The organism is Thermoactinomyces vulgaris, from assembly GCF_003688725.1.
In the GTDB taxonomy this organism is placed as follows: Bacteria; Bacillota; Bacilli; order Thermoactinomycetales; family Thermoactinomycetaceae; genus Thermoactinomyces; species Thermoactinomyces vulgaris.
Map to the genome: position 1 here is coordinate 269,283 of NZ_REFP01000007.1, position 20,754 is coordinate 290,036.

Sequence of the window (20,754 nt, forward strand, 5' to 3'; positions counted from 1 at the left end):
AAATATGAGATTGAAAGACCGTGTGGGGATTGTCACCGGATCGGGAAGAGGGATTGGCGCGGCAACGGCGATACGCCTGGCGGAAGAAGGAGCCAAGATCACCGTGACGGATGTGAATACTGATACCTGTGAAGAAACGGCGCAAAAAATTCGCGAAGCCGGAGGAGAAGCCATTGCGATCCCTTGCGACATCACGAAACGGCAAGAAATGGAAGATGTGGTGCAAAAAACTGTGGACGCGTTTGGCCGGTTGGATATCCTGGTGAATAATGCCGGGGTGATCCGCGATAATCTGGTCCATAAAATGACCGACGAAGATTGGGATATCGTCATGGATGTGCATCTGAAAGGAACCTTTTATGCATCCAGGGCGGCCCAACGGTTCATGGTGCCAAACCGCTACGGGAAAATTGTCAATTTCAGTTCCACTTCGGCGCTCGGCAACCGGGGACAATTGAATTACTCGACGGCTAAAGCGGGTATTCAAGGGTTCACCAAAACGCTGGCCATTGAACTTGGCAAATTTAACATCAATGTCAATGCCGTGGCCCCCGGTTTTATCGAAACGGACATGACCCGGCAAACGGCGGAAAGGATCGGGGTTCCCTTTGAAGATTTTAAAAAAGCGGCAGCACAAACCATTCCGCTGGGGAGAACAGGCAAACCCATTGACGTGGCCAATGCGGTCTTGTTCCTGGTGTCGGATGAAGCCAGTTTCATCACAGGGCAAGTGCTTTATGTCCGGGGCGGGGTTTGATTGAAGCCGTCCATTTGGGAAGAGGTGCAAAAAAACGGCACCGAGATGGAAAAGTTGCTGCTTGAGCGGGTGGAACAGGCGATTGTAAACGTCCGGGAAAATGTCTCAACGCATCTTCATGAAATGATTGGTTTCAAAGGGAAGTGGACATCCGAAAAAACGTTTCAATTTGAAACCGAAGTGACTCCGTTTTTGTGGAACTTGAACCAAGCCGTCCATGGCGGCGTGATTGCCTACATTGCGGATACGACGATGGGATCGTTGGTCTACTCCCGACTGCCGCCGTGTAAAATGTCGGTGACTTCTGAAATGAAAATCAATTACATCCGTGCTGTGCACAAAGGGAGATTGAAGACACAGGCAGAGTTGTTGCATCTGGGCAAGCGGACGGCGGTGGCAGAGTGCAGGCTTTATGACGGGGATGATCAGCTGGTTGCCGTCGCCAGCGCCTCTTTTGCCATCCTGGATCAGAAAATCTGATGCGAAAAAGGGGGAAACTTTGGTGGACAAGGTAACCGTGGTGGGCGGGGTGAGTCATGCCAAAGGACAACCGTTTGCATACGAAACGCTGTCTCTGCCGCAAATGTTTGACCGCACAGTGGAACGACACCCGGACCGGACCGCCGTTTATTTTTATGACCGGGAGATTTCCTACAAAACGTTGCAAGACATGTCCAAGCGGGTTTCCGGCGCATTGCGGGCCTGCGGGGTGAAAAAAGGGGACCGGATCGGGATCATGTTGCCAAACTGTCCGCCTTATGTGGTTTCTTTTTTTGGTGTCTTGCGGCGGGGAGCGGTCGTGGTTCAGATCAACCCGATGTATACCCGGCGGGAGTTGGAAGCCATTTTAACCGATTCCGGAGCGGACGTGTTGATCGTTTTCGGGGAGTTGTATCCGCGTGTCCAAAAAATAAAATCTTTTTCCCGGTTGAGAAAAGTGATCATCGTGGAGACGGATTCGTTCCGGTTGGAAAATCCGCTTTCGCATGAGGTTTCTTGGAAAGCGTTTCTCCATGAGGCGGCACCGGTTCCCGATGAACCTGTGGATCCTAAGTGCGACGTGGCGGTGTTTCAATATACCGGAGGAACCACGGGACGTTCGAAAGGCGCCATGCTGACCCATCAAAATCTGGTGGTGAATGTCCAGCAAATTCATGCGCATGCCAGCGAAAACCCCCTGACGGAGCAGGACAAAATTTTAACCGTGATCCCGCTCTTTCATGTGTATGGCATGACTTGCGCCATGAATTTCGGCTTTTTTCTCGGCAGTTCCCTGATTTTGCTGCCCCGGTTCGAATCGCTGGAAGTGCTGAAAACCATTCAAAAGCACCGCCCCGCTTATTTTCCCGGGGTGCCCACGATGTATGTCGCTTTAAACGCATATCCGGGAGCGGAAAAATACGGTGTGGATGCCATCCGGATCATCAACAGCGGATCGGCATCCCTGCCGGTTGAATTGATTCAGTCGTTTGAGAAAAAGACCGGTGCCGTGATGTATGAAGGTTACGGTTTGTCGGAAGCCTCCCCCACCACGCACAGCAACCCTCGCTCCGGGCAGAGAAAGCCGGGAAGTGTGGGCATTCCCCTTCCGGGAACGGAAGCCAAAATTGTGGATCTGGAAACCGGAACCCGGACGGTAAAGATCGGGGAAACCGGGGAACTTGTGATCCGCGGGCCGCAAGTGATGAAAGGGTATTGGAACATGCCGGATGAAACCAAACAAACCCTTCGAAACGGCTGGCTATATACCGGGGATATCGCCCGCATGGACGAAGACGGCTATTTTTACATCGTGGACCGGAAAAAAGATTTGATCATTGCCGGCGGATACAACATTTATCCGCGGGAAGTGGAAGAAGTGCTGTACACCCATCCGGCTGTTCTGGAAGCGGCGGTGGTCGGGGTGCCGGATCCGTACCGCGGCGAAACGGTCAAAGCGTATTTGGTGTTCAAACCGGGGGCCAAAGCAACGAGTCAAGAGTTGGAAGCGTTTTGCCGCGGGCATCTGGCACCGTTTAAAGTGCCGAAACAGTTTGAAATCCGTTCCTCCCTTCCCAAAAATGCCGTCGGGAAAATATTACGCCGGGTGTTGAGGGATGAAGCGAAAAAAGGAGGGGACAACCCGTGATGAACTTTGCTTTGTCCGGGGAACAAAAGGCGGTTGCCGATTTGGTCCGGCGCTTTGTGGACCGGGAAATCCGGCCGTATATCCAAAAATGGGATGCCGAAGGGCATTTTGAGACGAAAATTTTGAAACGGCTGGCTGAATTGCAACTCATGGGGGTATGCATCCCGGAAAAGTACGGCGGTGCCGGAATGGATTACAATACGCTGGCCATCGTGTGTGAAGAGTTGGAACGGGGAGACATTGCTTTTCGCACTGCGGTTTCGGTTCACACCGGCTTAAACAGCCTGACGTTGTTGCAGTGGGGCAATGAGGAGCAGAAAGAAAAGTATTTGACGCCCCAAGCCCGTGGCGGGAAGATCGGCGCTTTCGGGCTCACCGAGCCGGATGCCGGATCCGATGTGGCGGCAATTTCCACGACCGCCGTGAGAGACGGGGATGTTTACCGGTTAAACGGACAAAAGACATGGATTTCCTTATGCGATGTGGCGGATCATTTTCTGATTTTTGCCAAAACGGATCCTTCAAAAAAACACAAGGGCATCAGTTGTTTTATCGTGGAACGCACTTTTGAGGGCGTCACGGCCCGGGCCATTCAGGGAAAATTGGGAATTCGCGCCGGCAATACCGGAGAAGTGTTTCTGGATGATGTCCGGGTTCCGGCGGAAAATCGTGTGGGGGAAGAGGGAGAAGGATTTAAGATTGCCATGTCGGCCCTGGACAACGGACGCTTCACGGTGGCCGCCGGAGCCTGCGGTTTGATCCGGGCGTGTCTGGAAGCCAGTGTCAAGTACTGCCATGAACGCAAAACCTTTGGCAAGGAAATCGGCCGCCATCAATTGGTCCAGCAAATGATCGCCAAAATGTCCCGGAACCTGGACATTTCCCGCTTGCTGGTCTACCGGGCCGGATGGTTGAAAAACGAAGGAAAACGGAACACAAGGGAAACTTCGATGGCCAAGTGGTTTGCCTGTGACGCCGCTTTTGAGGCGGCCAATGATGCGGTCCAAATTCACGGGGCATACGGTTATTCCAATGAATATCCGGTGGAACGTTATCTCCGCAACAAAGCGCCGGTGATTTATGAAGGAACCCGTGAAATCCATACCATCATGCAAGGGGAATATGCGCTTGGTTACCGGGTGGACCGGCCGTTAAACCGGAATTTGCCGGCTTGGCCTTTTGAAGACTGAGGAGGAGAGATGGTTCCCATGATCACCTTTCCGGATGAATTGCGACAGATTGCCAAAACAGTAAAGGATTTTGTGGAGAATGAAGTGGAGCCGTATGCCAACCGGATTGAGGAAGAGGATCAGGTTCCCGGACATTTGCTGGAAAAAGCCAAACAGTTGGGGCTTTTCGGTCTGGGGATTCCCGAGGAATACGGCGGATTGGGGCTCGGGGTGACAGGCAAATGCCTGGTGTTGGAAAATCTGGGGCGCACCCATAACGGATTTGTTTCCATCATCGGTGCCCACACCGGCATTGGCAGTACCGGCATTGTCCGGTTGGGCAGCCGGCATTTGAAAGAAAAATATTTGCCGGATCTGGCCGCCGGGAACAAGTTGGCCGCCTTTGCCTTGACCGAACCGGAAGCCGGATCGGATGCCGCGTCCATCAAAACCCGGGCGGAGAAAAAAGGAGACCGGTGGATCTTAAACGGGATGAAACATTTTATCACCAATGGTCCCGATGCCGATCTTTTCACAGTGATTGCGGTGACCGATCTCGGCAAAGGAGTGAAGGGAGGTTTTACCGCTTTTGCGGTGGAAAAAAGTTTCCCCGGCTTGAAAATCGGAGCAGTCGACAAAAAAATGGGACTCCGGGGTTCGCACACGGCACAAATCTTCTTTGAAGATTGTGAGGTGCCGGAGGAAAATGTGATTGGCGAAGTGGGAAACGGTTATGTATCCGCCTTGAAAATTTTGACGGAAGGGCGGTGCACCCTGGCGGCACGGGCTTACGGCTCCTGCCAAAAATTGATTGAGTTGGCCACGGAGTATATGAAACAAAGGGTGCAATTCGGCAGGCCCATCGCCGAAAACCAGGGGTTGCAATGGATGCTGGCAGAGATGGCCACGGAAACCGAAGTGGGGCGGGCATTCAACTACCACGTTGCAAAGAAGTTGGAAAACGGGGAAAAAGCGATCAAGGAAGCAGCCATGACCAAGTATTATGCCACTGAGACCTATAACCGGGTGGCGGATCGTGCCCTGCAAATTTTCGGCGGCGCCGGTTACATGAAGGAAACCGCTGTGGAACGGTATTACAGGGATGCGAGAATCACCAAAATTTATGAAGGGACCAATGAAATCCAAAAGAATATTATTGCGTCCCAACTTCTTGGAAAGTAGATTCGTTTGGGCTTACCGGCCGGATGTTCGGCACGGTAAGCCTTTTTTATAGAGGAATATTCAAATTTAACAAATAATTATTAATAGATGACCTTTTTTGGAAGGGGCGTCAAGATGGAAAAAGTCGGGGAGATTCAAGAAATGAAGAAGTTGGAAACGGGAATCGCCGTTTTTGACCGTGAGGGAAAAGTTTTGTATACGGATGGCAAGATTTTACGGTGGTTGGAGGGGACCGGACAAACCGGTTTAAAACAATTGGTTTTTGAGAAAAAAACGTCTTTGCCTGCCAGCTGGATCATCAAGCACCAAGAGCGGTATTTGCAAATGAATCTGTATTCCTGCCAGGGGATGGTCATCTTGGTTGTGGTTAATCTGACCGCACTCAAAGAGATGGAAGAGCAATTGGAGGAAGCTAAAGCCGTGCGGGATGAATTGGATGCCACGATTCAAAATTCCTATGATGCCATTTATATTGTGGATGCCAACGGCATTACCCGCAAAACCAATGATGCGATCGAACGGTTGACCGGCATCCCGAAGGAGTATTATATCGGCAAGGATATGCGCTATCTGGAGAAACGGGGGATTGTGAAAAAATCGGTTTCCTTTGAGGTGATGAAAAAGAAAAAGCCGGTCACCATGGTTCAGGAAACGGCCACGGGAAAAGTGTTGTTGATGACCGGAAGCCCGGTGTTTAATGAGGAAGGTGAAGTGATCCGGGTGGTGACCAATCTCCGCGATATCTCCGAATTAAACCGGCTGAAAGAAGAGTTGTCGCAGCTTCGCAAATTCCACGCCGGCGATGAACCGGTGGTTGTTGAAAGCCCCGAGATGAAGCAAGTGATGGAGCTGGCCGGACGCGTCGCCGAAACCGACACGACGGTGTTATTGCTCGGAGAATCCGGCGTGGGGAAAGAAGTGATTGCCCGCATGATTCACAAAAACAGCAAACGCTATGAAAAAGGTGCGTTTATTAAAGTCAATTGCGGGGCCATCCCGGAAGAACTTTTGGAATCAGAGCTTTTCGGTTATGAATCCGGAGCGTTTACGGGAGCGAAAAAAGAAGGGAAAGCCGGTTTGTTTGAACTGGCCCATGAGGGAACTCTTTTTTTGGACGAGATCGGGGAAATGCCGGTTCGGTTGCAGGTCAAACTGCTCCGGGTTTTGCAAGATCAGGAATACCGCCGGCTGGGCGGGGTGAAAACGATCAAAGTGAATACAAGGATCATTGCCGCCACCAATCGTGACTTGAGAAAAATGGTGGCGGAGGGGAAATTCCGGGAAGATTTGTATTACCGTTTGTGCGTGGTGCCGATTGAGATTCCTCCGCTCAGGAAACGGCCGCAGGATATTGTGCCGATGATCCGTTTTTACATGGAGAAATATAACCGCAAATACCAAACCCATAAGCAAATGGCCTGGGAAACCATGCAGGTGTTGCAAAACTATCATTGGCCGGGAAATATCCGGGAATTGGCCAATCTGATTGAACGATTGCTGGTGACAACGCCATCGGATGTGATCCTTCCGGAACATTTGCCTTTTTTATCCGGTGGCAAGCGGACGGCCCAAAATGAGTTCGCGGAAGCTGTCGAATACTTGGATGCCGAAAAACTCGGCGGATTGAAAAAGGTCATGAAACAGATGGAACGGCAGATCATTTCTTCTGCCTTTCAGAAATACAACAGTTCTTATGAAGTGGCAAAAGCACTGAAAATCAGCCAGTCCACCGCGATCCGCAAAGCGTACCAATACGGGATCCGAAGCAAAAACAAAAACATCAGGAAGAAACGTTTATAATGAAAAAACTGCATGGAAGAAAACCGGTTCCATGCAGTTTTTGTGTTGGAAAAAATGATCAGCGGGCAAATACCGATTTGATTTTTTCGATCGCCCAGTCCAGCTCCTCTTTTTTGATCACCAGCGGTGGGGCGAAGCGAATCACATTTTCATGGGTTTCTTTGCAGAGCAATCCTTCTTCTTTTAATTTTTCACAATAAGGACGGGCCGCTTCATGCAGTTCAACACCGATGAAAAGGCCTCTGCCCCGGACTTCTTTGATCGCCGGATGGTCAATTTCTTTTAATTTGGATTGGAAATAGTCGCCGAGTTCCAATGAACGATCGGCCAATTTTTCCTCTGTAATCACATCAAGGGAAGCGATCGATACGGCGCAGGCAAGAGGGTTTCCGCCAAATGTGGAACCATGGGAACCCGGTTCAAAGACCCCCAGAATCTCCTCGTTGGCAACCACGCAAGAAATGGGCATCACGCCGCCGCCCAAGGCTTTCCCGAGGATGTAAACATCCGGAACCACGCCTTCCCAATCGCAGGCAAACATTTTGCCGGTCCGCCCGAGCCCGGTTTGGATCTCATCGGCCATAAATAAAACACGATGCGCTTTACAGACTTCATACGCTTCCTTTAAAAATCCGTCCGGCGGGATGTTGATGCCGGCTTCTCCTTGGATCGGTTCAAACAGGAAGGCCGCCGTGTTTTCATGGATCGCTTCTTTTAACGCATCGATGTCGCCGTAGGGGATAAGCCGGATTCCGGGCAACATCGGGCCGAAACCGCGCTGATAATCGGCTTCGGAAGACAACGAAACGGCGAGCATGGTCCGTCCGTGGAAGTTTCCGGTGCAGGCAATCACTTCCGCTTTGTCCGGTTCCACGCCTTTTTTCTCATAAGCCCATCTCCGGGCGGCTTTAAAGGCGGTTTCCACTGCTTCGGCTCCGGTGTTCATGGGCAGGGCCATGTCTTTTCCCGTCAGCTTGCAGATTTTTTCCAGCCACGGTCCCAGTTGGTCATTGTGAAACGCACGGGAAGTCAGGGTGACCCGGTTTGCCTGTTCTTTCAAAGCTTGAATGATTTTCGGGTGCCGGTGTCCTTGGTTGACGGCGGAGTAAGCACTGAGCATATCCAAATATTTATTTCCATCCGGATCTTTCACCCAAACGCCTTCCGCTTCGGAGACAACGACCGGAAGCGGATGATAGTTGCGTGCTCCATAGCGGTTGGTTTGGTCAATGATTTGACCGGACCGGTTTGTCGTGGTCATGATGATCCCTCCAGTTTTCAACTTGATTTTTCATGGGTGAGGAAAGTTTGATGGGATAAAACTGTTCGGTAAGAGTACAGAGCAAATTTCATGCCAGTCAGTTCGTTGCCCGGATGGCGCGGTTTTATGTAAGAACGGGTGCAAATAAATTTTGCGTATGACAAGTATTGACCCAAAAATGTGCCAAGATATTTTGCATCGGCGAAAATCCGTTTATAATCAAAGTATATACTCCATGACCGACGGATGCGGGAGGCAAGGAAGATGAACAGTTCGCAAGGAAAGAAGGGTCTGTCTCCCAGGCAGATGGATGCAATTTTTAAGCAATTGATCGATGATGTGGAGATCGGCATTCATATGATCGACCGCAGCGGAAAGACCATCATTTACAATCAAAAAATGGCGGAAATCGAATCGATGAAGCGTGAAGATGTTCTCCATAAAAATGTTTTGGAGGTGTTTTCCTTTTCCCGTGATCAAGGAAGCACCTTGTTGGAAGCGGTCCGGACGGGAAAAGAAACCCGGCGGGTGAAACAGACGTATTACAACAATAAAGGAAAAGAGATCACCACCATCAATGATACGTATCCGATCCGGGTTGACGGTGAAATCATCGCGGCGGTGGAAATGGCCAAAGACATCACCAAACTGGAACATGTCATGAAAGACAATGCGTGGCGGAACAAAAACACCACTTACACGTTTGACCAAATTATCGGGCAAAGCGAAGCTATCCGTTTTGTCATCAAAGAAGCCCAAAGGGCGACCCGCACTTCTTCTTCGGTGCTGTTGGCGGGGGAAACCGGAACCGGAAAGGAACTGTTTGCGCAAAGCATCCACAATGGCAGTCCCCGCATGAAAGGGCCGTTCATTGCGCAAAATTGCGCGGCGATCCCGCACAGCCTGGCGGAAAGCATTCTGTTTGGCACCAAAAAAGGAGCGTTTACCGGAGCGGTGGATCAGCCGGGCTTGTTTGAACAGGCCGATGGCGGAACCCTGCTGCTGGATGAGATCCATGCGTTGAATCCTTTGGTGCAAGCCAAATTGCTCCGGGCCATACAGGAAAAAACCATCCGCAGGGTCGGGGATACCCGGGATAAAAAGGTGGATGTGCGCATTCTTGCCACCATCAATGAAGATCCGGTCGATGCGGTGCACCGCAACCGGTTGCGAAAAGACCTGTATTATCGCCTCAGTGTGGTGACGCTGTACATTCCGCCCTTGCGTGAACGCAAAGAAGACCTGGAACCGTTGGCACATCATTTTATCGACAAATACAATAAATGGTTCCATTTAAATGTCCGGGCGGTCAGCCCGGAAGCCTGGAAGATTTTTGTTCAGCATGACTGGCCGGGAAATGTGCGGGAATTGGAACATGTGATTGAAGGAGCGATGAACCGGATTGTGGATGAAGCGGTGATGGATGTTTGCCATCTTCCGTTGCGGTTGAGAAAAAAATACGAGCATGACTCCGGCGCGGCCGGATCGGTTCCGACACAATCCACCGGTTGGATTCCGGAATGGTTCCGCGGCCAAACCTTGCAGGAAAAAATGGAAGAGGCGGAAAAAAGGCTGATTCAAGAAGCCTTGAAAGAAAATGACGGGAATATCACCCGGACTGCAAAATCTCTTGGCATCTCCCGGCAGAGTTTGCAGTATCGGATGAAAAAGTACCATCTGGCAACCGGAGAGACGCGTTAAACAAAACCATTCCAAACCTTGCAGTCAGACGGGCCATTGCCTGATCGTTGCAAGGTTTTTCAAGTACAAAAAAATTGTGATTGACACGTGTGAAGAAGGAACCGCCAAAGTGATGGAATAAATGGAATTCCACTTGTCCCCATGACCACAAGAAACAACCACTGATCACGCCTTCCGATTGGCCGTTGCCGAAACCGTTGGCCAAAATGCAGAAAGCAGCTTGAGCGGGGATGATGAGGAATCAATAAAAAAAGCGCCCGGCCATCAATGGTCCGGGCGCTTTTCAGCTTTAAGAGGACAAGATTTGCTGAAGGATGGATAAATTGGCTGTTTCATTTCGTTTCAGTTCGTTGCGGTGAGACCAAACTTCAGCCGGGGAAACGGGAAGTTCACCACAGACATCCACACCGAGTACTTTTTTCCGGCGGATGAGGCGGCCAAGAGCCTCGAGCAAATCCGACAACCGCATGTTTCCCTGGTCCCAGTTCGTAATTGCGTCGGCACGGTCCAGGACATCTTTGTCAATACTGATATAGATATCCTCGGTTGGAATGGCCGATACGAGTTGATCCCATTGCCGGTTCAGCCACAAAACGATTTTGTTTTTCAACCGGGACGGAAACGCTTTGGACTTTGAACAGGTCCCTACCAAAAAAACCTTTTGGAGAAAAGGCAAATTTCCGAGCGCTTCCGCGACCCAGGAACCACAAGAAAGCAACTTGCTTCCTGTAAGCGGCTGGCTGTCGGTATGGTTGTCAAAAAGGACAAGAGTAAACGGTTGACGGAATTTTTGTAAAAACAAATAGGTGACATAGTGATGATTCCCGTTCCCGATAAAGGTGATGCCCCGGCCGGTTTTTTCAGGAATCCGTTCCGTTAACTTTTGCCATGCTTGTCCGGAACAATAGAGGTTGGTTCCGGGGATATCTTGAAGTTCAATCCATTCATTGGCGACACGGGAAAGTTGAGGTTGTTCCTGATACGTATTGTCAAAATTTAAAAGCGTGACTTCTCTCAGTTCCATCAATATCATTTCCTTTCTGAATAAAAAAGAAATGAAGTACAGAACCAAGTGAAAGTTGTATACCCTTCCGGACGGGGATCCAAACATCAATGACGAAAAAACCAACCGCAAAGCGGTTGGTTTTTTAAATTTGTCTGGCGCTGTTTTTTATATCAGCGGGCACTTCGATTTTACCGTTGTACTCACCTTTTAAATTCATTTCCATTTGTTGTTCCAGTTTCAAGGTATCTTGGTCATTGGTAACCAGGATATGCATTTCTTGCAGGGTCTTGGTTTGTTTGAAGTTGTTTTTGTCGATATAAATCTTTTGATTCAATTTCTCAAACTTCATATTTTGCAATTTGGACGGGTCGAAGCCCGAGCTTTGCAGGCCTCGGATGACTTGATCTTTCATCATGCTCTCAAAGGTTTGACCGTCTTGTTTCAAGGCCGTAAAATCAATGGACAGAACGTATTGGTTGCCTTCTTCATTTAAGGAAACGCCGGCGGGAAGAGCATTTCCACCCAATTTTTCAAACAGTTGCTCCACCTGTTTGATGCCTGACATCGGATCCTGGGAGGCATCCATGGCGGAGGTGTCCACGGTGGTTTTCACCCAACCCATTTGCGGGATTTTGTTGTAAAGGGCGTTGTCGGCAAGGAACATCTCAATTTCTTCCGACGCACCGCTGGATTCGGTTTTTCCTTTTAAGTGTAAGGCCACCGGATTCATGGTGACATCAATGGTGGAAGTGTTGCGGGTTTTGATGGCTTGCGACACATCGCCGGAGGCTACCGTAATGGTTTGATTCGTTTTGACATCGTATGTATGCCCGCCTTTTTCCATGGTTTGCATGGATTTATCAATCACTTGGGTGGGAGTGAGTTTGGGTTGATCTGCGGCCGTTTCGTTTTCTTTGCCGCCGCAACCCGTCAAGAGAAGGGCCCCCGAAAGGGTCATGACTGAAAATAATTTCCACAAACTTCGCATAACACTTTGACTCCTTTGCTTCCGTAATCTGTGTAATATTTTAGCATAAATTAAATTTTTTAGATATAATAATTATGTCTGAAACGTAAAATTTAAAAAATATTTGCCATAAAATGAAATATTTCGTGATGGAAAAAGAAGCAAAAATTGACGCATTTTTTATTTTACCCGGATAAGGCGAAAATTGCAAACAATTGTTCGTTTGCGAAGAAAGGGGAATGAAGATGCCGGATCATGACGTGATTTATCAAGAACAAGCTTCCATGTATGACCGGTTGATTTCCAAACAAAAAAGCGTGATCCCTTTTCTTGAAAAAATCCATTCAGGAAAAGGAGCCGATATTGTGGACATAGAGGCCGGGACCGGAAGGCTGACCGTGCCGCTGGCAAAAGTTTCCCGCAGTATCGTGGCCTTGGATGAATCAGCCGGGATGCTGGCTGTGACGGCAGAAAAGCTGAAAGCGGAGGGCCTAGATCATTGGCAGGTGCAGGTGGCCGATCATCGCCGCCTTCCGATGGAAGATGACCAAGCCGATTTGGTGGTGGCCGGATGGAGCATCTGTTATCTGGCCAGTTCCAATCATCCGACATGGAGAAAAAATTTAAGCCAAATCATCGGGGAGATCCGGCGTGTCTTGAAACCGGGGGGGGGACCGTCGTCATTTTTGAAACGATGGGAACCGCCACGGAAGAACCGGATCCTCCGGATTTTTTACGCCGGTATTACCGGGCTCTGGAAGAAGAATACGGTTTTTCCCATTCGGTCAACCGCACTGATTACACATTCCGGGATCTGGACGAAGCGGAAGAATTGACACGCTTTTTCTTTGGCGGTGAAGTGGCGGACAAAGTGAGAAAAAACGGCTGGGTGCAAGTGCCCGAATGGGCGGGCGTATGGTGGCGGTCATGGTGAGCCGGTGATACGGAATCAAGGGTTTCGTGATAAAATAAACATAGTCTGTTCATGAAGGGATGAGTTGCATGGAAATGATCGACGCAGATCTGTTAAACAGGATCCGCAGCCAAAAACCCTTGATTCACAATATCACCAACGTGGTGGTGACGGCATTTACAGCTAACGGGTTGCTTGCATTGGGAGCGTCCCCTGTCATGGCTTATGCCAAGGAAGAGGTGGCTGACATGGCCAAGCTCTCGCAAGCGCTCGTTTTAAATATCGGCACGCTTCAAACCGACGTGGTGGAAGCCATGATCATTGCCGGCAAATCAGCCAACCGGCACGGGGTTCCGGTCATCTTTGACCCCGTTGGCGTGGGCAGCACCCCCTACCGGCTGGAAATGGCGCAAAAAATTTTGTCGGAAGTAAACGTTTCGGTGATCCGGGGAAACGCCGGGGAGATTTCCGGATTGACCGGTCAGACCGGATTGACCAAAGGCGTGGATGCGCAGGAGGAAGAAACCGCCGGTTTGGTGGAAAATGCAGCCGCATGTGCAAAATCCTTCAAAGCGGTGGTGGCAATGACCGGCAAGGAAGATCTCATCACGGACGGATCCACTCATTATTTGGTGCAAAACGGCCATCCTTTATTGATGAAAGTAACCGGCACGGGTTGCCTGCTTTCTTCTGTATTGGGAGCCTTTACCGCAGTGGGGGCAAACCATTTACAGGCCGTCGTCACCGGTGTCGCCGCCTATGGGGTGGCAGGCGAATTGGCGGCTGAAGAAACAGGAGAAAAGGGCCCCGGATCTTTCCAAACGGCCTTTTTGGATCAACTGCATTGGGTTACTGACAAAGATTTGCAATCAATGGCCCGGGTGCAAAAGGTAAATCCGTAGCAGAAACCGGAAACACACCCTGCAACAGACTTCGTATTCAGAGGACGAACCACCAATAGAAAGGATGTCCGTTTATGTTATTAAGTGTTTTGGACCAATCCCCGATCCCTGAGGGGAAAAATGCCGTGGAAGCTTTGGCGGATACGACCCGGTTTGCCCAAGAAACCGAAAAAATGGGTTATCATCGCTTTTGGGTGTCCGAACACCACTTTACCCAAAGCTTGGCCGGATCGAGCCCGGAAGTTTTGATCAGCCATTTGGCGGCCAAAACTTCCCGCATGCGGATCGGTTCCGGAGGCGTGATGCTTCCGCACTACAGCCCGTATAAAGTGGCAGAAAATTTCAAGGTGTTGGAGGCACTTTATCCCAACCGGATTGACTTGGGGGTGGGAAGAGCACCGGGCGGAATGCCGCTGGCGACCCGCGCCCTGCAGGAAGGAAAGAAAACGTTGGGTCATGACACATATCCGGAGCAATTGAAAGACTTGATCATTTATCTGTATGATTTGACGGAGGAAAATGAAAAGTTCCCTGGCCTGTTGGCCACCCCGCAAATCGAAACGGCTCCGGAATTGTGGCTTTTGGGCTCCAGCGGGGGCAGTGCGTCGCTGGCGGCCGAATACGGGGCAGGTTATTCGTTCGCCCAATTTATCAACGGGGCCGGAGGGGAAGAAGTGACCCGGTATTACCGGGAACATTTCCGACCTTCCCGGGTGAACCAAAAACCGCGGACCATGGTTTCCATTTTTGCGGTGTGCGGGGAAACGGAGGAAGAAGCGGAAAAGCTGGCGAGCTCGCTCGATTTGTCCCTGCTTTTGATCGAAAAAGGAGAAGCCCGGGGCGGGATTCCTTCCGTGGAAACGGCGTTAAATTATCCCTATGACGCGTTTGACCGGTTCCAAATCAAAGAAAACCGCAAACGGGTGGTTGTCGGCGATCCCGCTCATGTCAAGGAAAAAATTCTCCGGCTGAGCGAAGCGTATCAAGCCGATGAGGTGATGCTGGTTTCCATCATGCATGACTTTGAAGCCAAGCTGAAATCTTATCGGTTGATCGCCGAAGCGTTTGGCATGATCTGAAAACAGAAGGCAGGGCTTCCACCGCCCTGCCTGTTATTTTGTTTCTTCGATGATGCCGCAAGCGATCCGGTCCCCGGCATCTCCGGCAGGATCCGACTTCAGGTCATCCGCTTTTTCATGAATCACCAGTGCGGTTCCCCCGCTTTTCAGCAGAGAATGGGATGCTTCCGGATTCAGCGTCACTCCGTCCACAGTCAAGGTGACATTCACCTTTCCGTCCGAATTCACGGTGATGTTGTCCAAATCCCCGGCGTGGGCTCCTTCCGGGTTTTCTTTTCCGTGTTTTTTGCCTTCCGGATTAAAATGTCCGCCGGCAGATTTGAAATCCGGTGCTTCGCATTTGCCGGTTTCATGGATATGGAAGCCATGTTCGCCGGGAGCCAGGTGATCCGCTGTGAGATGGATTCGCACGCCGTTTTCATCTTCCGTGATTCTCGCTTGTCCCACGGAATGTCCCCCACTGTCGGTCAGATTGGCCACTGCTTTGCGCAGAGGGGTTCCTTCCGGTGTTTTTTCTTCCGTTGCATGAGGATCCCCGGGAGCCGTGGCATCTTCGCTCGGGGTACATCCCAAGCTTCCCGCCATCAGCAACACAAAAATGGAAAAAAGAGAATAGAAGCGCATGGGTGCATTCCTCCTGAAAGCTGAATTTCCCTCATTATTTAAACAATTTATATATTTGTCAAGGATTTCCGGGAAAGAAAGGGAAGGGGACTCGTTTGGATCGGATATTTTTATATAATAGAACTGAAAGGAGGATAAGTGGTGAAAACAGCGGATTTATGCGATCATTATTCGTCACTGGGTGTGTGCGAAAACATTTTTTTGAATTTTGGAAAGAAAAAGCGGTTTAACGGCCCGATTCATACGGTGAAAGTGTTTGAAGACAATGTGCTGGTCAAAGAAGCTTTACAAACTGTTCCCTCCGGCGCCGTGTTGGTCGTCGACGGCGGAGGTTCCAACCGCTGTGCATTGATGGGGGACCGGCTGGCAACGATCGCCGTGGAACGGAATCTGGCCGGCGTCATCATCAACGGTTGCATTCGCGATTCAGCCGAAATCAATGAAATGGATCTCGGCGTGCGGGCCCTAGGCACCTGCCCCGTCAAAAGCAAGAAAGAAGGAAAAGGCAAGCGGGACATCACCGTCTCCTTCGCCGGCGTTCACTGGAAACCAGGCTGGTATGCTTACGCCGATGAAGATGGCATTGTGCTCTCGGACAAGCCATTGACCTTGGACTGAAAAATGGTCGTCGACCCCCGGCGGAAAAGAAATCCCGGGGGTCAAATGATACGGAATATTCCTTCAATATTCTCAAGGTGATTGAAAAAACTTAATATGTCTTCCTTGTCATTTCAGAAGGATTGACCGCAAAAAAACAAAGGATCCGGTTGCCTTGGGGCTTCCTTTCAGTTTTTGATTGCGGAAAAATGGTCTCAGAGGAGGGAGAAATCATGCAAGGGAAACGATCCGATCGTCTTTGGCTGGGAATTTGCGCTGTCATCATTATCTTTTCAGGTGTTTTGAAAGCAATGAACAACGGGATGGATGCTCTTTTGCCCTTGTCATTGGGGGTGTCTGTTGTTCTTTATGTATTTTCTAATCTGGATATCAGAAAGAATGATGAAAGAACTCAGTTGATCAAAGGCAAGAGTGGATTTTTGGCTTATGTAATCGGTCTGATCAGTGTCGGGGTTGTGTATGCTTCTTCAAGAGCGAATCTTATTGATACCGAATCCGGTGTTTTGATTGCATTGTCCATTTTTATGATTTCTTATCCCTTGTGTTTGTTTGTGTACAGCCGCTTGAATGAATGAGTGGCAAAGATACCTCTGGTTCAATTCTGAAATCCATCGGCTTTTCTTTTCCTGTGTTCTTTAAATTCAAACAGTTTGACGAAAATGTAGACCAGCAAAGCGGAGATCGTTGAGTAATAAAAAGGAAGAAAATTCGGGCTGTCCTCCATTTGCAAATTTACTTTAAACATCCATTGGTCAGCAATAAAACCGAAGAAGAGATATGACAGCAATGCGATTCCATGTTTCCACGGGTTCTGAACTGAATGCAAAAGCCGGTCGGTTACATAAGAGACTGCAAGTCCGTAAGTAAAGAAACCACATGAGCTGTAAAGAAAAGAAAGAACAAATAACATTTCAACATAAAGGATAAGAGGCATCAGAAAAAATGATGATATATAAAAACATATGGTAAACAGCAAATGACAAAGCGGCAAAAAATAATGCCAACAACCTTTTTCCGAAACCGATCATAAGAATCCCCTTTGTTTTTGGCATAAATATTATATAGAATATAGAGAATATTAACAAAGAAAAGATTTTAAAGAGTGTACATAAGCGAAAAGGGGATGCTCAATATTTCATAACCTAAAAAAACAGATTTCCTTGGGTTCTTTTTGTCGCAGTAAGTCTTACCTTTTTTCTGGACCGTGGTTTTCTTCTAACACTGGCTCAGGTTCAACCGGGATCGAAAAAGAGCAAAGTCAATCATGGATTATTCAATCGGCCTTCCAGCCGGAGGATCCCCCGCTGTATAATTGTCGCTTGCATTGTATTTTCACCTTTTCCTATATTCTATTTTACCAATAAGAAATTATTTTCTGGATATTTATGATGGATTGTTGCTTTCTAAGTACTATCCACATAGATTAAGGTGTGGAAGTGTTTGAATGACACAAATCAACTTTTCCGATTCTCTTGAAATTCAAAGAGTTTCACACAAACAAATACAAATAAAGCAGCGGTTGTTGAGAAATATCCAATCCAATGGGTTGTATCGATTTGTAAAATCCACCGGTCAGCCATCCATCCAAACAAACTGTAGCAGAGCAATGCAATCCCGTGTTTCCACGGGTTCTGAACTGAATGCAAAAGCCGGTCGGTTACATAAGAGACTGCCAGTCCGTAAGTAAAGATTCCGCAACCGCCATATATAAAAGAGAAAACGAACATTGTTTCAACCGTCGAACTGTCTAAAGCAGGATCATCGATGATACCGAGAAACATATAATATATGGCAAATAACAAAGTGGCAAAAAATAATGCCAACAACCTTTTTCCGAAACTGATCATGGGAGTCTCCTTTGTATTTTATACAAAAATTATATTAAAAATATATAATATTAACAATATAAATGAAAAGGCTCTTCCTGATCTTGGACGTGAAAAGGAGGAAGAAGAAGATTATGCCGACGATCCCGGAAGTGTTTCAGCGCGTAAATCGTGAAAAGTTTATACGCAAGGAGGACGGGAGCCTGATCCCGCAGATTTCATCTGATGGCGCGATCCGTGGCAGTCTTGAATTATTGGATGTCCAAAAAGGACAGCGGGTCCTGGAGATCGGTACGGGTTCCGCGTACAGCACGGCATTGATCGCCTTACTTTCCGGGCCCGACGGCAAGGTTGTCTCTTTGGATATTGAGCCGAAACTCACCCGACGTGCACGCCGGATGTTTGAAGACCAAAATTTGCATCAGGTGCAATTTGAAACCCGGGACGGGCGCAACGGTTGGGCAGCGGGTTCCCCATATGACCGGATTGTGGCTTGGACAACCCCGGATCTTCTTCCTGAAGCGTGGAAACATCAATTGAAAGAAGGCGGTTGGGTGGTAACGCCATTTAAAGCGCTTCCAATTGCGGACACCAATGTTGTGGTTCGACTGATCAAAAGAAACGGGAAACTGAAAGGGGAAAATGTCATTCCGGGTTCGTACATTGCCATGACGGAAAGAACACCGGAAGAGTTTTTCGGACCTTGGATTCATGCCCACTGGTCGGGAGAAGGAGAGAATCCGTGGTGGGTCAGTTCCTCCTGGATGGAAAGACCGGTTGATTCTGACTGGGTCTGTCAATTCCTCTATCTCAATCCAACAACTCCTCCTTTTCCGGAAGTTGGCGACGAGCTTCGGGCATTCTTGCTGGCAGTAAATCCCGATGGTCTGACAACGGCAGAGCGATCGGATGGAAGCTATATCGGATACAGCAGTCCGGAAGGATTTGCATTGCTTTCCCTCCGGGATTCTCAATGGATCACAACGGACGAAAGGCATGCACATGTTCTAATCCGTTGGAGGGAATCGTGGAACCGACAAAAACGTCCATCTTACAGCCGGATCAAAGCCTGGGTGGTTGGGAAACGAGTCCGGGTTGAACTGAAAAAGGAACCGGAACCAAAGGAAATTTAGGCTATTCAATTTTGCCGTTCTTGTGCTTCTGAACGTGTAAACCAAACATTAATACTGTTTTTTCCATGGAGTCATAAAGCCTTATGATCTAACAAAAATAATTGATGTCATAACTATATTCGGAATTTAGTAAAGAGAGGGAATTTAACAATGTTAATTACATTAAAAGATGATTTGCCAAACAGTAAGCAATTTTTTGACCTGTACCAAACGACGGGATGGAAACATCCATTTACTAAAGAGCGTTTATTTCAGGCAATATCAAACAGCTGGTATTCTGTTTCAGCTTACAAAGAAGACGAGCTGGTCGGATTTGGAAGAGTGATATCTGATGGAGTTTATCAAGCCCTGATCTGCGACTTGATTGTAAGTTCAAAATATCAAGGAAAAGGGATCGGAACCCGTATTCTATGCAGGCTTTTAGATCAGTGTAAAGAAAATGACATCCTTTTGGTGATGCTATTTAGTGCCAAAGGAAAGTTCAGCTATTATGAAAGATTTGGTTTTGTTCAACACAGTCCTGACGCACCAGGAATGATATGGGATAAAACAAAATATGTCTGATACGTCTCCGTATAAACACCAAACCAAGAATATCGGGCTACTTGTTCACCCAGAGGTGAGCAAAGCAACCAGTAAGATTTTCAAAGAGTTTTCTCATGGGAAATTTCCGTCTGCTGTAGTGAACCAGACGATTCGGGAAGTCAAGTCAAAAAAGAAAAAGCAAAACGCGAAATCATTCAAAAAGCTATGGTGTTGCTTCAACAATCAGAACCTCAAGATGGAAAAGGTTGGAGACTTCTATACGGTTTCCTTTCCAACTTTGGAAAAGCGGATCGGTGTACCCGTTGTAGCCCGTCCTTATCAGCAAGCATGGTTAGAGAGAATCCTAAACGGAACCGTCAAACAGGGTGCCAGCGAGCTATACAGGAAAAAAGGAATGGTATATCGCCATTCCAATCACTTTTGAAGTAGAACAACGGAAACTAAAGTCATGGGAGTTGATCTGGGACTGAGATACATAGCTGTCGCCAGTGTTGGAACAAAATCATTATTCTTCAAAGGAAATCAAGTTGCTTTTGTTCGTAGACTTTTTGCGGCTAGACGAAGAAAGCTAGGTAAACTGAAAAAACTTTCCGCCATCAAAAAATCAAAAGATAAAGAGTCTCGTTGGATGAAAGATCAGAACCATAAAATCAGCCGTCAAATCGTAGATTTCGCATTGACCAACGGTGTTGGTATCATTCGAATGGAAGATTTGACGGAGATTTGAAATCGGGCAAAGTCTAAAAAAGAAGCTGGTAGAAACCTTCATTCATGGGCTTTCTATCAGCTACAGAAAATGATTAAGTACAAAGCAGAAATGGTAGGTATCTGCTTTGAATTAGTTAAACCGGACTACACCAGTCAAACTTGTAAATGTGGTCATCGTGAAAAAGCGAATCGAATTGGCATCCAGTTCAGATGCAAAAAGTGTGGTTATACCTGCCATGCTGATCTGAATGGAGCAATTAATATAGCTAAAGCCCATTCTGGGTTAGTAGCCTAGCGTACTGGTAACAGGTACGCCGCCCATGTGGGTACACTCTAACCACATGGGACGGGGTGATGACACACCCCTGAACTTGGGCGTTGTCCAAAACGGAAACGGACTACGGACGCTAACGACCCAAGAATCCCACGGCTTC

The 20,754-nt window shown here is 48.4% G+C and carries 19 protein-coding genes and 1 pseudogene; 16 read left to right on the forward strand and 4 right to left on the reverse strand.

Going from position 1 to position 20,754, the window contains the following annotated elements; all coding sequences use genetic code 11:
- Nucleotides 1-4: 4 nt before the first annotated feature.
- The 6 genes from ATH33_RS01705 (at nt 5) to ATH33_RS01730 (ending at nt 7,036) form a co-directional block, all read left to right on the forward strand.
- Complete coding sequence (locus tag ATH33_RS01705) at nt 5-757, forward strand: SDR family NAD(P)-dependent oxidoreductase (RefSeq protein WP_037993662.1); 753 nt, start codon at nt 5-7, stop codon at nt 755-757.
- On the forward strand, nt 758-1,237 hold the full coding sequence (locus ATH33_RS01710) for a PaaI family thioesterase (protein ID WP_121873986.1): 480 nt from the start codon (nt 758-760) through the stop codon (nt 1,235-1,237).
- Nucleotides 1,238-1,259: 22 nt separating this feature from the next.
- A complete protein-coding gene (locus tag ATH33_RS01715; protein ID WP_121873987.1) occupies nt 1,260-2,885 on the forward strand; it encodes a long-chain-fatty-acid--CoA ligase in 1,626 nt (541 codons plus the stop codon).
- Nucleotides 2,885-4,075, forward strand: a complete 1,191-nt coding sequence (locus ATH33_RS01720; RefSeq protein WP_037993795.1) for an acyl-CoA dehydrogenase family protein — start codon at nt 2,885-2,887, stop codon at nt 4,073-4,075. The genes ATH33_RS01715 and ATH33_RS01720 overlap by 1 nt, the downstream gene beginning before the upstream one ends.
- Before the next feature lie 18 nt (nt 4,076-4,093).
- On the forward strand, nt 4,094-5,236 hold the full coding sequence (locus ATH33_RS01725; protein WP_121874122.1) for an acyl-CoA dehydrogenase family protein: 1,143 nt from the start codon (nt 4,094-4,096) through the stop codon (nt 5,234-5,236).
- A gap of 114 nt (nt 5,237-5,350) precedes the next feature.
- Nucleotides 5,351-7,036, forward strand: coding sequence for a sigma-54 interaction domain-containing protein (locus ATH33_RS01730; RefSeq protein WP_037993661.1), 1,686 nt, complete (start codon nt 5,351-5,353; stop codon nt 7,034-7,036).
- A gap of 58 nt (nt 7,037-7,094) precedes the next feature.
- Here ATH33_RS01730 and ATH33_RS01735 read toward each other — a convergent pair whose 3' ends face one another.
- A complete protein-coding gene (locus ATH33_RS01735) occupies nt 7,095-8,297 on the reverse strand; it encodes an ornithine--oxo-acid transaminase (RefSeq protein ID WP_121873988.1) in 1,203 nt (400 codons plus the stop codon).
- A gap of 264 nt (nt 8,298-8,561) precedes the next feature.
- On the opposite strand from ATH33_RS01735, the gene ATH33_RS01740 reads away from it, so the two are divergent.
- Complete coding sequence (locus ATH33_RS01740; protein ID WP_082240578.1) at nt 8,562-9,998, forward strand: sigma-54 interaction domain-containing protein; 1,437 nt, start codon at nt 8,562-8,564, stop codon at nt 9,996-9,998.
- Nucleotides 9,999-10,287: 289 nt separating this feature from the next.
- On the opposite strand, the gene ATH33_RS01745 is transcribed toward ATH33_RS01740, so the two are convergent.
- Nucleotides 10,288-11,022: an arginase family protein gene (locus tag ATH33_RS01745; RefSeq protein ID WP_062842924.1), complete on the reverse strand. Its 735-nt coding sequence runs from the start codon at nt 11,020-11,022 to the stop codon at nt 10,288-10,290.
- 124 nt (nt 11,023-11,146) lie between these two features.
- Entirely contained in the window at nt 11,147-11,992 is an 846-nt protein-coding gene (locus tag ATH33_RS01750) for a DUF6612 family protein (RefSeq protein WP_049719864.1), read from the reverse strand.
- A 224-nt stretch (nt 11,993-12,216) separates the two neighbouring features.
- Between ATH33_RS01750 and ATH33_RS01755 the strand changes: the two genes are divergently transcribed.
- From ATH33_RS01755 to ATH33_RS01765, 3 genes are all read left to right on the forward strand, one after another.
- A complete protein-coding gene (locus tag ATH33_RS01755) occupies nt 12,217-12,807 on the forward strand; it encodes a class I SAM-dependent methyltransferase (protein WP_309485137.1) in 591 nt (196 codons plus the stop codon).
- A 157-nt stretch (nt 12,808-12,964) separates the two neighbouring features.
- The gene (gene thiM / locus ATH33_RS01760) at nt 12,965-13,786 is read left to right on the forward strand and encodes a hydroxyethylthiazole kinase (RefSeq protein ID WP_082240577.1); all 822 of its coding nucleotides are present in this window, start codon (nt 12,965-12,967) and stop codon (nt 13,784-13,786) included.
- Between the two features lie 74 nt (nt 13,787-13,860).
- Entirely contained in the window at nt 13,861-14,865 is a 1,005-nt protein-coding gene (locus tag ATH33_RS01765; RefSeq protein ID WP_037993655.1) for an LLM class flavin-dependent oxidoreductase, read from the forward strand.
- A 33-nt stretch (nt 14,866-14,898) separates the two neighbouring features.
- On the opposite strand, the gene ATH33_RS01770 is transcribed toward ATH33_RS01765, so the two are convergent.
- The gene (locus ATH33_RS01770) at nt 14,899-15,489 is read right to left on the reverse strand and encodes a superoxide dismutase family protein (RefSeq protein ID WP_037993653.1); all 591 of its coding nucleotides are present in this window, start codon (nt 15,487-15,489) and stop codon (nt 14,899-14,901) included.
- 141 nt (nt 15,490-15,630) lie between these two features.
- Between ATH33_RS01770 and rraA the strand changes: the two genes are divergently transcribed.
- The 6 genes and pseudogenes from rraA to ATH33_RS01805 all read left to right on the forward strand — a co-directional run bounded on the left by rraA (nt 15,631) and on the right by ATH33_RS01805 (nt 20,615).
- Nucleotides 15,631-16,107, forward strand: a complete 477-nt coding sequence (gene rraA / locus ATH33_RS01775) for a ribonuclease E activity regulator RraA (protein WP_037993650.1) — start codon at nt 15,631-15,633, stop codon at nt 16,105-16,107.
- A gap of 212 nt (nt 16,108-16,319) precedes the next feature.
- Nucleotides 16,320-16,682, forward strand: coding sequence for a DUF2178 domain-containing protein (locus ATH33_RS01780; protein WP_131470832.1), 363 nt, complete (start codon nt 16,320-16,322; stop codon nt 16,680-16,682).
- Nucleotides 16,683-17,895: 1,213 nt separating this feature from the next.
- Nucleotides 17,896-18,108: a hypothetical protein gene (locus ATH33_RS13475; RefSeq protein ID WP_170151215.1), complete on the forward strand. Its 213-nt coding sequence runs from the start codon at nt 17,896-17,898 to the stop codon at nt 18,106-18,108.
- On the forward strand, nt 18,068-19,066 hold the full coding sequence (locus ATH33_RS01795) for a protein-L-isoaspartate O-methyltransferase family protein (protein ID WP_052186626.1): 999 nt from the start codon (nt 18,068-18,070) through the stop codon (nt 19,064-19,066). Before ATH33_RS13475 ends, ATH33_RS01795 begins: the two co-directional genes overlap by 41 nt.
- A gap of 150 nt (nt 19,067-19,216) precedes the next feature.
- Nucleotides 19,217-19,630, forward strand: coding sequence for a GNAT family N-acetyltransferase (locus ATH33_RS01800; RefSeq protein ID WP_037993642.1), 414 nt, complete (start codon nt 19,217-19,219; stop codon nt 19,628-19,630).
- A pseudogene (locus tag ATH33_RS01805) lies at nt 19,623-20,615 on the forward strand (RNA-guided endonuclease TnpB family protein). The gene ATH33_RS01800 and the pseudogene ATH33_RS01805 overlap by 8 nt, the downstream one beginning before the upstream one ends.
- The last annotated feature ends 139 nt before the right edge of the window (nt 20,616-20,754 follow it).

Coding starts and splice junctions, on each gene's coding strand:
- ATH33_RS01705 (WP_037993662.1), top strand. CDS start 5: ATGAGATTGAAAGACCGTGTGGGGATTGTCACCGGATCGGGAAGAGGG.
- ATH33_RS01720 (WP_037993795.1), top strand. CDS start 2,885: ATGAACTTTGCTTTGTCCGGGGAACAAAAGGCGGTTGCCGATTTGGTC.
- ATH33_RS01725 (WP_121874122.1), top strand. CDS start 4,094: ATGATCACCTTTCCGGATGAATTGCGACAGATTGCCAAAACAGTAAAG.
- ATH33_RS01730 (WP_037993661.1), top strand. CDS start 5,351: ATGGAAAAAGTCGGGGAGATTCAAGAAATGAAGAAGTTGGAAACGGGA.
- ATH33_RS01735 (WP_121873988.1), bottom strand. CDS start 8,297: ATGACCACGACAAACCGGTCCGGTCAAATCATTGACCAAACCAACCGC.
- ATH33_RS01740 (WP_082240578.1), top strand. CDS start 8,562: ATGAACAGTTCGCAAGGAAAGAAGGGTCTGTCTCCCAGGCAGATGGAT.
- ATH33_RS01745 (WP_062842924.1), bottom strand. CDS start 11,022: ATGGAACTGAGAGAAGTCACGCTTTTAAATTTTGACAATACGTATCAG.
- ATH33_RS01750 (WP_049719864.1), bottom strand. CDS start 11,992: ATGCGAAGTTTGTGGAAATTATTTTCAGTCATGACCCTTTCGGGGGCC.
- ATH33_RS01755 (WP_309485137.1), top strand. CDS start 12,217: ATGCCGGATCATGACGTGATTTATCAAGAACAAGCTTCCATGTATGAC.
- thiM (WP_082240577.1), top strand. CDS start 12,965: ATGAGTTGCATGGAAATGATCGACGCAGATCTGTTAAACAGGATCCGC.
- ATH33_RS01765 (WP_037993655.1), top strand. CDS start 13,861: ATGTTATTAAGTGTTTTGGACCAATCCCCGATCCCTGAGGGGAAAAAT.
- ATH33_RS01770 (WP_037993653.1), bottom strand. CDS start 15,489: ATGCGCTTCTATTCTCTTTTTTCCATTTTTGTGTTGCTGATGGCGGGA.
- ATH33_RS01780 (WP_131470832.1), top strand. CDS start 16,320: ATGCAAGGGAAACGATCCGATCGTCTTTGGCTGGGAATTTGCGCTGTC.
- ATH33_RS13475 (WP_170151215.1), top strand. CDS start 17,896: ATGGCAAATAACAAAGTGGCAAAAAATAATGCCAACAACCTTTTTCCG.
- ATH33_RS01795 (WP_052186626.1), top strand. CDS start 18,068: ATGCCGACGATCCCGGAAGTGTTTCAGCGCGTAAATCGTGAAAAGTTT.
- ATH33_RS01800 (WP_037993642.1), top strand. CDS start 19,217: ATGTTAATTACATTAAAAGATGATTTGCCAAACAGTAAGCAATTTTTT.